This is a genomic window from Aeromonas sp. A35_P, from assembly GCF_002259925.1.
Classification (GTDB): Bacteria; Pseudomonadota; Gammaproteobacteria; order Enterobacterales; family Aeromonadaceae; genus Aeromonas; species Aeromonas dhakensis.
Map to the genome: position 1 here is coordinate 12,234 of NZ_NEVB01000022.1, position 13,990 is coordinate 26,223.

The 13,990-nt window shown below is 62.9% G+C and carries 14 protein-coding genes; 10 read left to right on the forward strand and 4 right to left on the reverse strand.

All coding sequences use genetic code 11. The features are described from left to right. Positions 1-28: 28 nt before the first annotated feature. From nhaC to CAK78_RS23030, 3 genes are read left to right on the forward strand one after another with little or no spacing between them, the layout of a single operon-like run. The gene (nhaC, locus tag CAK78_RS02065; protein ID WP_094696190.1) at positions 29-1,492 is read left to right on the forward strand and encodes a Na+/H+ antiporter NhaC; all 1,464 of its coding nucleotides are present in this window, start codon (positions 29-31) and stop codon (positions 1,490-1,492) included. A 1-nt stretch (position 1,493) separates the two neighbouring features. Next, positions 1,494-2,438, forward strand: a complete 945-nt coding sequence (locus tag CAK78_RS02070) for a MalY/PatB family protein (RefSeq protein ID WP_254924682.1) — start codon at positions 1,494-1,496, stop codon at positions 2,436-2,438. Positions 2,439-2,453: 15 nt separating this feature from the next. Next, positions 2,454-2,684 (forward strand): hypothetical protein, encoded by a 231-nt coding sequence (locus CAK78_RS23030; RefSeq protein WP_254924683.1) that lies wholly within the window; start codon positions 2,454-2,456, stop codon positions 2,682-2,684. A 166-nt stretch (positions 2,685-2,850) separates the two neighbouring features. On the opposite strand, the gene CAK78_RS02075 is transcribed toward CAK78_RS23030, so the two are convergent. Both CAK78_RS02075 and CAK78_RS02080 read right to left on the reverse strand, forming a co-directional pair. Further along, the gene (locus CAK78_RS02075) at positions 2,851-3,357 is read right to left on the reverse strand and encodes a GNAT family N-acetyltransferase (protein ID WP_094696191.1); all 507 of its coding nucleotides are present in this window, start codon (positions 3,355-3,357) and stop codon (positions 2,851-2,853) included. A gap of 117 nt (positions 3,358-3,474) precedes the next feature. Beyond that, on the reverse strand, positions 3,475-4,296 hold the full coding sequence (locus tag CAK78_RS02080; protein WP_176452636.1) for an HDOD domain-containing protein: 822 nt from the start codon (positions 4,294-4,296) through the stop codon (positions 3,475-3,477). A gap of 173 nt (positions 4,297-4,469) precedes the next feature. Between CAK78_RS02080 and CAK78_RS02085 the strand changes: the two genes are divergently transcribed. Beyond that, entirely contained in the window at positions 4,470-4,733 is a 264-nt protein-coding gene (locus tag CAK78_RS02085; protein ID WP_005308154.1) for a hypothetical protein, read from the forward strand. Between the two features lie 107 nt (positions 4,734-4,840). Continuing rightward, entirely contained in the window at positions 4,841-5,686 is an 846-nt protein-coding gene (ypfJ, locus tag CAK78_RS02090) for a KPN_02809 family neutral zinc metallopeptidase (RefSeq protein ID WP_094696193.1), read from the forward strand. A gap of 63 nt (positions 5,687-5,749) precedes the next feature. On the opposite strand, the gene aphA is transcribed toward ypfJ, so the two are convergent. Then, entirely contained in the window at positions 5,750-6,460 is a 711-nt protein-coding gene (gene aphA / locus CAK78_RS02095) for an acid phosphatase AphA (protein WP_094696194.1), read from the reverse strand. A 336-nt stretch (positions 6,461-6,796) separates the two neighbouring features. Between aphA and CAK78_RS02100 the strand changes: the two genes are divergently transcribed. Genes CAK78_RS02100 through CAK78_RS02120 form a run of 5 tightly spaced genes read left to right on the forward strand, consistent with a single transcriptional unit; the run spans position 6,797 to position 13,269 of the window. Continuing rightward, the gene (locus CAK78_RS02100) at positions 6,797-8,017 is read left to right on the forward strand and encodes a PAS domain-containing protein (protein ID WP_094696195.1); all 1,221 of its coding nucleotides are present in this window, start codon (positions 6,797-6,799) and stop codon (positions 8,015-8,017) included. 11 nt (positions 8,018-8,028) lie between these two features. Continuing rightward, a complete protein-coding gene (locus tag CAK78_RS02105; protein WP_094696196.1) occupies positions 8,029-8,421 on the forward strand; it encodes an anti-anti-sigma factor in 393 nt (130 codons plus the stop codon). Continuing rightward, on the forward strand, positions 8,406-9,476 hold the full coding sequence (locus CAK78_RS02110) for an ATP-binding SpoIIE family protein phosphatase (protein ID WP_094696197.1): 1,071 nt from the start codon (positions 8,406-8,408) through the stop codon (positions 9,474-9,476). Before CAK78_RS02105 ends, CAK78_RS02110 begins: the two co-directional genes overlap by 16 nt. Further along, complete coding sequence (locus tag CAK78_RS02115; RefSeq protein ID WP_094696198.1) at positions 9,477-12,137, forward strand: response regulator; 2,661 nt, start codon at positions 9,477-9,479, stop codon at positions 12,135-12,137. After that, the gene (locus tag CAK78_RS02120; RefSeq protein ID WP_094696199.1) at positions 12,076-13,269 is read left to right on the forward strand and encodes a response regulator; all 1,194 of its coding nucleotides are present in this window, start codon (positions 12,076-12,078) and stop codon (positions 13,267-13,269) included. The genes CAK78_RS02115 and CAK78_RS02120 overlap by 62 nt, the downstream gene beginning before the upstream one ends. Here the strand turns inward: CAK78_RS02120 and CAK78_RS02125 are convergent. Continuing rightward, on the reverse strand, positions 13,266-13,940 hold the full coding sequence (locus CAK78_RS02125) for an ATP-binding protein (protein ID WP_094696200.1): 675 nt from the start codon (positions 13,938-13,940) through the stop codon (positions 13,266-13,268). The genes CAK78_RS02120 and CAK78_RS02125 overlap by 4 nt on opposite strands. Positions 13,941-13,990: the final 50 nt, after the last annotated feature.

Here is a 13,990-nt window from a genome sequence, read left to right on the forward strand (position 1 = left end):
CATGTACTGAAACCATGGATCAACCGTGATGAAACAAGAGAGAAAACACCTGACCCTGGGGCTGGCCGCTCTGCCCCTGCTGGTGATGCTGGGACTCCTGATCGTTGGCTATGTCTTGATGGGGTTGCGCATCGAACCACTGCTCCTGCTGTCCGCCGTTTTCACCGCCATGCTTGCCTGCTGGCAAGGCCATAGCTGGGACGAGATCATTCACTCCATTGTCCAGAAGCTGACCAAGGCGATGCCTGTCATCCTTATTCTGGTCTGTGTCGGCGGTCTGATTGGCAGCTGGATGTTCAGCGGTACCATCCCCTACATGGTCTATTGGGGGCTCAAGCTTATCAGCCCGCAGTACATTCTTATCGCGGCCTTCTTCATCACCAGTCTGGTCTCGGTCTGTACCGGTACATCCTGGGGGTCGGCAGGCACTGTCGGGGTAGCACTGATGGGGGTGGCACACGGTCTGGATGTCTCGCTGGCCGCCGCAGCCGGGGCCGTGGTATCCGGCGCCTATTTCGGTGACAAGATCTCCCCTCTCTCCGATTCCACCAACTTTGCCGCCATTGTGGCCGATACCACGCTCTACGCTCATATCCAGCATCTGCTCTGGACCACGCTACCCAGCTTCGTGCTGGCTGCCGGCGTCTTCTTCTTCGCCGGTTTTTCTGCCATCGGGGCAGAGGTGGCCACACCGGAGAAAGTACTCACCCTCCTGTCCACACTGGAGCAGCTTTACCAGTTCCATCCTCTGCTGTTGCTACCTCCGCTGATCGTGCTGTGGGGCGCGATCGTCAAGAAACCCACCATCCCCTTGATGCTGCTGGCCAGCGCCATCGCTATCGGCCTCGGGGTTACCATGCAGGGATTGCCACTCCAGTCCGGCTTCAATGCTCTGATCGACGGCTTCGACCTCACCATGTTTACTCCGCTGGGTCATGACGTCAGCCAGCTGATCCCCGATATTCCCCACCTGCTCAATCGCGGTGGCATGTTCTCGATGATGAGCACCATTCTGCTGGTTTTCTGCGCCTTTTCTTTCGCGGGAGTACTCACTCTGACAGGAGCGCTTGACCTCATCATCAATCGCCTGCTGACCCTGATCCACTCAACTGGCCAATTGATCGCCTCGACCATCGCCACCACTCTGCTGGTCACCGGAGCCACCAGTGACGGCAAGCTTGCCCTGCTTATCCCGGGCGAGCTGTTTCAGGATGCCTACCGCCGAATGGGGCTGGACACCAAGAACCTCTCCCGCACCATCGAGGATGCGGGCACCGTGATTGAACCCCTGATCCCCTGGACTGCCGCTGGCGTCTATATGGCGGGCACTCTTGGTGTCTCTACACTCGATTATCTGCCCTGGGCCATTCAGTGCTACGCCGGCATCTTCTTCGCCCTTGCCTACGGCTTTACCGGCATCGGCATTGCGCGTACGGAGCAGCAAGCGGTGGCCACCGCGCCACAGACAATGACCACTGCTGAGGAGCGCTAAAATGGCAGACCATCACTTCGACGGCGTGATTGATCGCCGCAATACCAACTCCATCAAGTGGGACTGCATGCCCCAGTACCTCGGCATTGATGGCAGCGACCTGCTGCCCATGTGGGTATCCGATTTCGACTTTGCCTGCCCACCAGCCGTACAACAGGCTTTGCAACAGCGGGTGGCCCACGGCGTCTTTGGTTACAGCGAACGGCGGGATGACTACTTCACGGCTATGCAACAGTGGTTTGCCCGGCGCCATCGGCTAACCATCGAACGGGAGTGGATCCACTCCATCGAGGGGGTGATCCCTGGCATCTCGTTGTTGCTGCAAATGCTGACCCGCCCCGGGGAAGGGGTGGTTATCCAGGGTCCCTGCTATGGATCCTTTGCCAAGATCATCGGTCTGAATGAGCGACGCCTGCTTGACAATCCACTGCAGCGCACAGGGAACAGCTACCAGATGGACCTGCCGCAGCTGGCGCGCCTCTTCATGGTGGAGCGCCCCGCCATGATGATCCTCTGCAATCCCCACAACCCTACTGGCAGAGGCTGGACGCTCACCGAGCTCCATGAGTTGGCAACGCTCTGTCAGCAACACGGCGTGACCCTGGTATCAGACGAGATCTGGGCAGACCTGCAACTGGATGGCCACCGGCACACCTCGGTGCTCTCCTTGCCTGCCCATCTGTTGCCAAACATGGTGGTGGCGACCTCCGCCAGCAAGAGCTTCGGTCTCTCCTCGCTGCGCATCTCCAACTTCATCATCCCGGACCCTGCGCTGCGCCTGCGCTTCAAACAGCGTCTCGACGCCCATGGTCTGGATGTGTTCAATGCACTCTCCATGGAGGCGGCGACCGCGGCCTATCTGCATGGCGAGAACTGGCTGAACAGCTTGCTTGCCTATTTGGCTGAGAATCGGCGCTGGTTTGCCCACCAGCTGGCAACCCGATAACCAGAGCTGCACCTGATGGACGCCGATGCTACCTATCTGGCCTGGATCGATTGCAACCAGCTGGGGATACCGGACGATGAGCTGAAACTGCGGCTCATCGAAGAAGCGAGGATCGTTCCCTCCATGGGGATCGGCTTCGGTGAAGGGGGACGGGGCTTTATTCGCCTCAATCTCGGCTGCCCGCGCAGTTATCTGGAGCAGGCACTCAATGGCCTGGAGACGCTGATCGCCAAGACCAGGGGCTGAGTGATAATGGCCGGGAGCGACATAGCCTCGGCCTTTATCTCACGAACTATCGCTTACGGAGCAGAGACGCCCAAAAACGCATATTTGATGGGCTGGCGGGCAAGATCTCAGGAAACGGGGCACTTGCCCCCGAAAACGTGAGCCTCCTCCTGCTGTTTCATCAGTGTCATGCCGTTACTGCCTCCAGCAACAGACACTCATCCGCATCCTCGGCCAGTTTGACCAACCGGCTCTGCACCAACCCCAGCTTGGCCAGCAGCGCCACCGAACGCGCGTTGCCCGGGGTGACGATGGCTACCACTCGCTCGATGCCGAGCCGCTCCCGACCATCTTGCAGTGCCGCCTGCGCCGCTTCGATGCCATAACCCTGACCGCGCCAGGCGGGCAGGAAGGCATAGCCTATGTCTTCACAAGGCAGGGTATCGCGCTTGATCAAGCCGCAGATGCCGAGCTTGGCGCCGTCGCTGCGCCTTGCCACCAGGTAGAGACCGTGACCGTGACGGGCATAGCTGACCGCCGGCCCCTGCTGGATGTAGTTTTCAGCATCCTGCAGGGTGCGGATGCCCCGATCGCCGATGTAACGGTGAAAGTCGGGATCGTTGAGCAGTTCGAGAATGAAGGGGGCATCGGCAACCGCCAGTTCACGCAGTTCCAGGCGCTCGGAGAGGATCATGACAAGGGCTCGCTTAGAAGAGACAGGCCCCAAGACTGCCCCCGCAACTGCTCATTGGCAAGGCCGTCACCATGAAAAAGGGCCGCGGTGCGGCCCCGTTTGATGAAATGGGTGGCGTCAGGCCGCCAGCAAGCCGGCATAGCCGTTGCCCTGTTCGCGCAGCGCCACGAACACGGCGGCGCAATCTGGCCAGGAGAGGCCAAGCCGCTCGGCCACCTGGGTTGGCCACTCGGGCGGCGCCGCCTCCCCCACATCGGACTGGGCCGCCAATACGATGGCCAGATGGATGAGGGCGGCTTCGGCAGAGAACTCCTTGGCCAGCAGCGGGTTGTAGTGATACTCCACCGCATGGCAGATGCTCAGGGGGAATTGCCAGCGCCTGGCCATCTCGGCCCCGGCCTGGGCATAGTTGAAGCCGACCACCAGCTCCTCGGCCTTGGCGCGCCCCTTGCTGGGCTCCAGATCCTTGATGTGGTTCACCATGTTCTCCGGCAACCCCACGTGCATGATGAGTCGCCCCATGTCATAGAGCAGGGCACAGGTGAACACCTCCTCCCCCTTCATGCCCTTGAGCTTGGCCAGCCGTCTGGCCAGTTCGGCCACGTCGAACACCTTGCCCCAGAAATGTTTGAGCTCGATGCCGGGCACGGCACCGATGGAGCCGGTCAGACCGCAGGCGAACACCATGTTGCGCACCACGTCGACCCCGAGCCGCACCACGGCTTCGTTGACGGTAGCGACCTGGCGACTGCCGCCAAACTTGGCGGAATTGGCCAGCCGCAGCAGCTTGGCGGAGATCACGGGATCCTTGTTGATCTTCTTGGCAATCAACAGGATATCCGGTTCTTTCTCGTTGAAGGTCTGCACCAGTTCGCGCATGACTTCGGGCACGTTAGGCAAGTTCTGGGGCTTGGATAACAGTGAGTCTATGGTGGGCATATTGGTATCCGTCCATGCGATTTCATGATGATTGTCGTTTGCAGACCGCAAACCCACATTAATTATGAGTAACAAAAACCGCCCATACCGAAATGTTTTTATCGAAATATTTCAATGTGTTAATAGCTATATCGCTATACTGGCATCCCTTATGACATGACGAGGCACAGCACATGAGCGAACCCACCGAGTTCTTCGACGAGCAAACCCTGCTGGAGATGGTCGACAACCAGCTGAGCGACGGCCACCCGCTGCAGGTCAAGGCGACCCTGATGCGGCTGGTGATGAAGGGCACCCCGCGCGAGGAGGCGCTGCAATATATCGCCTGCGCCCTGGGGGCCGAGCTGATGGCAATGGAAGCGGATCAGGGCCCCTTCAACCTCGAGCGCTACGGCCAGTTTCTGGACTCCCTGCCCGAGATGCCCTGGGCCGAATAACCCCTCTTGCCCGCCGGCGGCAACCCGGCCGCCGACTTGCTCCCGTTAGGCAAGCCGCCCCGCCAGCCATTATCATTACTGCCACCGGACAGCAGGGGAGCAAACATATGCGCTGGCAAGATAGCCGCGAGAGCAACAATGTGGAAGACAGGCGCCAGCAGGGGGGCGGTGGCGGGATCCCCATCGGCGGCAAGGGGCGTCTGATCCTGCTGGTGGTGGTCATGGTGGCCGGCTATTACGGGGTGGATCTCTCCCCCCTGCTCAACGAGCCGGCATCCCAGACCCCGCCCCAGCGTCAGGAGATGTCTCAGCCGGCCAAGGATCCCCTCGCCAGGTTCACTTCGGTGATGCTCGCCTCCACCGAGGATGCCTGGGGCGAGATCTTCCAGCAGAGCGGCAGCCACTATCAGGCCCCCAAACTGGTGCTCTATCGCGGTTCAACCCGTACCGGCTGCGGCCAGGGCCAGTCGGTGATGGGCCCCTTCTACTGCCCGGCGGATCGCACCGTCTACATCGATCTCTCCTTCTATCAAGAGATGCGCGACAAGCTGGGAGCCGACGGCGACTTCGCCCAGGGCTACGTGGTGGCGCACGAGGTGGGCCACCACGTGCAGAACCAGCTCGGCATCGAGCGCAAGATGCGTGAACAGCAGCAGGGGCTGAGCCGGGCCGAGCAGAACAAGCTGTCGGTCAAACTCGAGTTGCAGGCTGACTGTTTTGCCGGCGTCTGGGGCCACTACATGGAGCGGGAACAGGTGCTGGAAACCGGCGATCTGGAGGAGGCGCTCAACGCCGCCCAGGCCATCGGTGACGATCGTCTGCAGCAGCAGAGCCAGGGCCGGGTGATCCCGGACAGCTTCACCCACGGCAGCTCGGCCCAGCGCTACGCCTGGTTCAAGCGCGGCTTTGACAGCGGCAAGCCAGCCAGCTGCAACACCTTCGCCGCCCGCTAGACGCCCAAAAAAGGGGCCGGATCCTGACAGGATCCGGCCCCTTTTTTCATGCAGGGATGAACATCAGTACTGGGAGTTGACGATCACCTCCTCCCCCAACGAGCCAGCCAGCGGCAGCGGTCGGTAGGTGGAGTTGGCCGCGCGCAGCAGCCGGATGCCGCGAATGCCGATCTCCTGCGCGGCCTTGATGTCGCCATCGGCATCGCCGTAGAAGACCTTCATCTGCTTCTCCTTGAGCCACTGCACCTTGGTGTTCTGGCCCGGCTGATCACCGGCGAAGATCACCGGGTTGAGTCGATCGGCAGGGATCCCCATGGTCTGCTGCAGCGTCTTGGTCACCGTCTCGGTCCTGGTCGCCGACCGAGCGGTAACGAAATAGATGTGATCGCCACGCTGGAGGTGCATGGCGATGAGCGCCTTGCCCACCTCTTTCGGCACGCTGAAGGCGTCCCAGCCGTTGTTCATCTTCTCCCAGAAGGCCGGGTTCTTCAGGTAGCTCTCGTCATTGGGGGAGAACTCCTGCTTGCCACGATAGAACCCCGGACTGGAAAAGAGCAGGGTGTCATCGATGTCAAAACCGACCGCCATCGGCGGCAACCCATCCAGGCTTTTGGCTATCTGTTCCACCGAGACCCAGTGAATGGGGGCCTGCTGGGCCAGGGTCACCGTAGTGACACCGACGGGGCTGACCGGAGCTTCGACGGCCACGGCAGGCAGGGTCAGGCTGGCGGCAACCAGGGAGGCAAGCAGGGCAAAACGGGGCAATGCGGACATGATACGACTCGTCACATGAAGGAAACAGGGGGCCGATCCTGCCCCATGCCGGCATCGAAAACCGTGAAACACGCCACAAAACAGGGCCATCTGCGCCCCCTCTTCACCCACCGAACGCGATCACAAGTGATGCCGCAGACGGATGACTGACGACTGGAGCACACCCCCCTCGAGTGCCATCACGCGGCCTGATCCAGGAAGACAGCCAGACCCAAGGCCCGCCTGCAAACAGGTTCTTTCGGCACTTCTTGTCCCCCGCTCTCGCCCCGGTGGGCTATAACTGCTGTACGCTTTCTAGTGACATTCAAGTCAATTGAGCCTTTTATTGGAGATGCCATGGACGTGCACACCGCCGTTGCCCACCCGAACACAGCGACTCCCTCTTCACCCCAGGCCAGGCTCGATGCCATCGACCAGCTGATGGCCAGACTCGAACTCTCTCCTGACGGGCAGATCCTGGACGCCAACCCGCGTTTTCTCGCCATCATGGGCTATCAGCTAAGCGAGCTCAAGGGCCAGCATTACGCCATGCTGTTGCCGCACGACGTGCTCGACTCGCCTGCTCATGCCGCCCACTGGGAGGCGTTGAAGGCGGGCAGGGAGCAGGAGGGAGAGTTTCACCGGCTGGATCGGCACGGCCGGGACATCTGGCTGCGGGGCAGTTGCAGCCCCCTGCTGGACGAGCAGGGCGCGCTGAGCCGGATCATCGAATACAGCATGGATCTGACCGAGCAGAAACAGCTCAACGCCAACTTCGAGGGGCAGCTCAACGCCCTGAGCCGGGTCATGGGCAAGGTGGAGTTCTCGCTGGATGGCACCATTCTCGATGCCAACCGGCGCTTTCTCGAGATCGTGGGTTATCAGCTGGATGAGCTGAAAGGCAAACACCACAGGCTGCTTGTCGACCCTGATTATGCCCAGTCCACCGATTATCGGGCCTTCTGGGATACCCTGCGCCGCGGCGAATACCTGGCGGGGGAGTTCTGCCGGATCGGCAAGCAGGGGCAGGAGGTCTGGATCCAGGGATCCTACAACCCGGTGCTGGATCTGACCGGCAAACCCAGCAAGATCGTCAAGTTTGCCACCGACATCACGGCTCAGGTGGAGCAGCACCACCAGCTCAAGCGTGCCATGGAGGAGGCCGAAGAGGCCGCCAGGGTACGCGAGGAGCTGCACAAGTCGCTGCAGGAGATGTCGACCCCGGTGACCCCCATCTGGGACGGGATCCTGCTGCTGCCGTTAGTGGGGATCATCGACTCCATGCGTACCGCCGACGTGATGAACAAGTCGCTGACCAAGATAGCCGAGACCCGGGCCCGGGTCTTCGTGCTGGACATCGCCGGGGTCGCCACCGTGGACACCGGAGTCGCCAATCAGCTGATCAAGATCACCAAGGCCACCCAGTTCATGGGGTGCGAGGCCATCATCTCCGGCGTCTCGCCGGCCATCGCCCGTACCATGGTGGAGCTGGGTGTCTCGGTCGGTGACATCCGCACCACGGCAACTCTGCGGGATGCGTTCGAGATCGCCCTCAAGCGGGTCGGATCCACCCTCTAGGAGCGCCACTCATGTTGCTCAACAACGATCTGGGCATCGCCGACGTGGCTGGCTGCATCGTCGTCAGCATGCGACCAGATATCGGCGACGAAGGCATGCAACAACTGACGCAGGCGCTCTCCCTGCGGCTGGTACAGGGCCGTCAGCACGCGGTACTGCTCGACTTCTCCGGGGTCATGCTGCTCGATCACCACGAGTTTCGGCAGGTTCGCAAACTGGCCGAGGTGTGCCGCCTGCTGGGAGCCATCTGCCTGCTGGTGGGGCTGAATGCGGGGGTCGCCGCCTTCCTGGCGCTGGCCGACGCCGAACCGGGGCCGCTGCGCTGCTTTCTCGACATGGACGACGCCTTCGCCCATGTTCGCACCCTCAAGAGCGAGGAGCAGGCTCCATGCAGCAGGAACTGAGCGCCCAGCAGGCCCGCTACCCATTGCGTCACGACATCGATCTGCACCTGACGGTGATGGCGGTGCGCCGCCTCCCCTTCATTGCCGACCTCTCCGAGGTGGATCGCACCATGCTCTCCACCGTGGTGTCCGAGCTTGGCAGCAACATCCTGAAGTATGCCGAACGGGGGGAGATCACCCTCACCCTCCACCATCCCAGAGGGCGCCCCTGCATCGACATCCTCGCCCGCGATCAGGGTCCCGGTATCCCTGACATACATCAAGCCATGCAAGAGCACTACAGCACCTCGGGTACCCTGGGGCTGGGCCTGCCCGGCGTGCAGCGCATGATGTCTGAACTCACCATCAGCACCCCGCCGGAGGGAGGTACCCTGGTACTGGCCCGCAAGTGGCTGGGTGCGGCCCCCGTGGAACCAACGCCGGCTTTTCCCCTCTCGTGCACGGGGCAGCAGCATGCCGGCCTTGGCCTGGCATGGGCCAGCGAGAACCGCCCCTGCTATCCGGAGCGGGTCTCCGGCGATCTGGCGTTCATCCGGCCGGGGCCCGAGGGGGTATCGCTGATCCTGATCGACGTGAGCGGCCACGGCACCTCTGCCAACCAGCTGGTACAGGTATTGGAGACGACGTTGCAGCAGACCCGTGAGCAGGAACCCACCCGTCTGCTGCAACTGCTGCACCAGCACTGCATCGGAACCCGGGGCGCCGCCGCCGGCGTGGCGCTGGTCAACGGCGAGCGGGGTGAGCTGAGTTATGCCGGCATCGGCAATACCCGCATCTGTCTGCGCGGTCACGCTCCCTGGCGCGGCATCTCCCGCGACGGGGTGCTGGGAGAGCGTTTCCCCACCCCTCTGCTGCAGCACCAGCCCCTCGTCGCCGGGGACGTGGTGATGCTCTACTCGGACGGCATCAGCGAATCCCTCAACCTGCGCGACGGCGCACTGGATCTAGCCGCCGAACCCGCCACGCTGGCCCACCAGGTTATCGCCCACAGCGGCCGCAGCACAGACGATGCCAGCTGCATCGTGTTGCGCGTGCTGCCGGCGGAGGAGAAGTAGATGCGGCAACTGATCGGCGAAACCCTGTTGTCCGGCCCGGCGGCGGCCCTCACCGCCCGGCGCAAGGTGATCCAGGTGCTCACCTGCCTCGACAAATCGCCGACCTTCGTGGCCCCGCTGGCGGGGGCAACCTCAGAGCTGGTGCGCCAGCTGATGGCAACTTCGGATCCACTGCAACTGCAGCTGTGGCTGGAACCAGAGGCGCAGGAGCTGTGGCTCACCCTCACCGCCGATGTCCCGCTCTCCCCCGCCCCCGCCGACATGCATCCGGGCAGCATCCGGCTGGAGGTGCACGCCGACAATCTCCTCGCCCTTGTCTGCCGGTTGCCGCACTGGCCAGATGCCGGGCGACAGCAACAGATGCAGCAGCAGTTCGCCGAACCGACTCGGGAAGAGCTGTTTGCAGTGATGCAGGCCAAGAACCAGGAGCTGGAGCAGGCCTATGAACTGGCGGAGAGCGCGACCCGGGCCAAAAGCGAATTTCTCGCCAACATGAGCCACGAGATCCGCACCCCCATGAACGCCATCCTCGGCATGTCCCACCTCGCCCTGCAGACCCGGCTCGATCCGCAGCAGCTCGACTATGTCAGCAAGATCCAGCGTGCCGCGCAGCACCTGCTCGGCATCATCAACGACATCCTGGATTTCTCGAAGATCGAGGCGGGCAAGCTGGATCTGGAACGGATCGAGTTCGATCTCGACCACGTGCTGGAAAACCTCGCCACCCTGGTGGGTGAAAAGGCGGAAGCCAAGGGCATAGAGCTGTTGTTCGAGGTCGACCACCAGCTCGACACCCTGCTCTATGGCGATCCCCTGCGTTTCGGCCAGATCTTCATCAACTACGCCAACAACGCGGTCAAGTTCACCGAGCAGGGAGAGATCCTGGTCAAGGTCCGCTGTCTGGAGAAGCTGCCGCAAGAGGTACTGCTGCACTGCTCGGTGCAGGATACCGGGATCGGCATGAGCCAGGAGCAGCAGCAGCGGCTGTTCCAGTCCTTCCAGCAGGCGGACAGCTCCACCACTCGCAAGTACGGCGGAACCGGGCTTGGCCTCGCCATTTGCCGCCAGCTGGCGGGCCTGATGGGGGGCGAGGTGGGCGTGCAGAGCGAGCCGGGCCAGGGCAGCACCTTCTGGTTCACCGCCAGGCTCGGCCGCGGCAGGCGCAGATCCCGCTATCTGCCGAGCCTGGATCTGCGCGGCCGCCGCATGCTGGTGGCCGACGACAGCGCCAGTGCCCGCACCATACTGGCCTCCCTGTTGCGTGGCATGAGCTTTGTGGTGGACACCGCAGAGTCCGGCCAGCAGGCGCTGCAGATGATCGCGGATGCCGAGCAGCAGGGAACCCCCTATGAGGTGGTGCTGCTGGACTGGCGCATGCCGGGACTGGACGGCATAGAGACGGGGCGTCGTCTCATCGCCCGAGGTGCGGGCCGGCGCCCCTATCGGGTCATGGTGACCGGCTACGGGCGCGAGGAGGTCTTTCGCGAGGCCGATGCTGCCGGTTTTGATCGGGTACTGGTCAAGCCGGTCTGCGCCTCCGTGCTGTTCGATACCGTCATCGGCCTGTTCGGGCAACAGGCCGCGACCCTCTCCTTCAAGCATCAGGCGACCCATCACTATCGCTTCGACGGCCTGCAGATCCTGCTGGCGGAAGACAACGAGCTCAATCAACAGGTGGCGCTGGAGCTGCTGCAGGCGGTCGGTGCCAAAGTGAGCGTGGCCAGCAATGGTGCCATCGCACTGGATATGGCGACCAAGGCTCCCTACGACCTGATCCTGATGGACATGCAGATGCCGGTGATGGATGGGCTGGCCGCCACCCGGCAACTGCGCCAGCAAGAGGGAACCGGGCAACACATTCCGATCCTGGCGATGACCGCCAACGTCATGGCCGGTGATCGCGAGCGTTGCCTCGCCGCCGGCATGGACGATCACATCGCCAAGCCCATCGATCCCGACAAGCTCTATGACGCCCTGCAACGCTGGGCAACCTCCTTCAGCCGCGAGGTCGGGGCCAGATTCAAGACGTCGCAACCGCCACCGGCATCGTCGTTGCTGCCACAGCTGTGCGAGCTCGGGCTCAATGCCGAGCGGGCCTTGCAGCGCTTGATGCACAACTGGGGCTGGTATCGGGATCTGCTGCTGCGCTTCGCCCAGCAGGGTACGCAACCCATGGCAAGCCTGCTGACCGCTTTGCAGGCAGACGAACGGGAAGAGGCACACCGGCATGCCCATACCCTCAAGGGAATAGCGGCCACCTTGGGCGCCGAATCATTGCGGGAGATCGCGGCCACACTGGAAAACGCCATCACCCGGGGCGACGAAGTTGCCGCTCTGCTGCCACTGGCCGAACAGGGGCTGCAACTGCAAGCACAACTGGCGCAGGGGCTGCTGCAGTTGCTGCCAGACGAAGTACCCGAGCAGCCCGAACAGGAGAAGATCGATACCGCTCCCCTGCTGAACCGGCTCACCGGGCTGCTGCTGGAGGATGATGCCGAAGCCTTCACCCTGTTTCAGCGCCATCAGGCCCGGCTCGCCCCCCTGCTGGGGGAGAGGGCGTCAGCCATCGGTGAGGCCATGAGCCATTTTCGTTTCGACGATGCACTGGCTCATCTGCAACAAGTCCGGGCCCTCAGACCCGATCTGTTCAACCAAGAGTGAGGGCACCATCATGCTCAACTTGCTGGATCCAGATACCAAACCCACCCTGCTGGTGATCGATGACACGCCGGAGAACCTCTCCCTGCTCAGCGCCCTGCTCAGCCCCCACTATCGGGTCAAGGTGGCCACCAGCGGCCAGCGGGCGCTGGAGATCCTCTCCACCGGCCCCCGGGTGGATTTGATCCTGCTCGATGTGGTGATGCCCCAGATGGATGGCTACCAGGTGATGCAGGAGATGCCGCAGGCGCGGGAGATCCCGGTGATCTTCCTGACCGCCCAGGTGGAGGAGAGTGCGGAGGCACACGGCCTGGCACTCGGGGCCGTCGACTACATCCACAAGCCGATCTCCCCCGCCATCGTGCTGGCCAGGGTCAGAAACCACCTGGAGCTGAAGGCGGCGCGGGATCTGCTGCACGATCAGAACGCCTACCTGGAACAGGAGGTGGAGCGGCGCACCCGGGAGAACGAGCTGATCCAGAACATCACCATCCACTCACTCGCCTCGCTGGCCGAAACCCGCGACAACGAGACCGGCAACCACATATTGCGTACCCAGCACTATGTGCGGCTGCTGGCGGAGACCCTCTGCGATCACCCCCGCTTTCATGCCGAGCTGACCCCCAAGACCATAGATCTGCTGTTCAAGTCGGCCCCCCTGCACGACATCGGCAAGGTCGGCGTACCTGACCGCATCCTGCTCAAACCCGGCAAGCTGGATGAAGCGGAGTTTACCCAGATGAAGCACCACTCCATCCTCGGCAAGGAGGCCATCGTCCACGCCGAGGAAGCGCTCGGGGTGGAGGTGGAGTTCCTGCGGCTGGCCAAGGAGATCGCCTGCTACCACCACGAGAAGTGGGACGGCACCGGTTATCCCTACGGTCTGATCGGCGACGAGATCCCCCTCTCGGCCCGACTGATGGCGCTGGCCGACGTGTACGACGCCCTCATCAGCAAGCGCTGCTACAAGGCCGCCATGTCCCACCAGGAGGTGGTGCCCATCATACTGGCGGGGCGGGGCAACCACTTCGACCCCGACATCACGGACGCCTTTGCCTCCATCCACCAGCAGTTCCACGAGATAGCCCTGCGCTACAACGATGACAAGGGCGAGCGGGAGCCCAATCGCGACTAGGTGGTGGCGGGTAGCAGATCGGTGAAGACGAAGCCGTCCCGCTCCACCGTCTCGCCGGTCCGGATGGCCAGCGGGAGGCGGAACATGGGGCCATCCCAGGCCAGGGTATGAAACTCGCCGTTCTCGCCGCACGGGTCCACCCCGGCAGGCAGCGCCGCCAGCAAGGCCGCATCAAACTCATGCCCGCCAAGGGTGGCAGGCAACTTGCGCGGATCCAGGGTGCTGATCCTGGCCCTGAGCCCTGCCGCCATCATCTGTTGCGCCAGCTCGCCGGTCTTGCTGCCCCACAACGGAAACAGCGGCGTGATCCCCGTCCCCGCCAGCTGCCGCTCCCGATAGGCACGCACGTCCTCGAGAAAGAGATCGCCGAACGCCATGTGGCGGATCCCCTGCGCCACCACGTCGGCAATGAAGTCGGTCATGATGCGGGCGTAATCCTCATTGCTGCAGGGCCAGGGCAGGTCGATGGTGGTCAGCGGCAATCCCACGCACTCGGCCTGCGCCAGCAGCAACTGCTTGCGCACCCCGTGCATGGCCACCCGCTCGAACGCCTGGTTGAGGGTGGTGAACAGCCCCACCACCTCGATGGCCGGATCCTGCCGCAATGTGTGCAGCGCCCAGGCGCTGTCCTTGCCGCTGCTCCAGGAGAGCAGCACCTTGGTCTTCGTCATGATATCTCCAGCAATCCGGTGGCCGGGCACTGGCGGCCAGCCGGTGCACC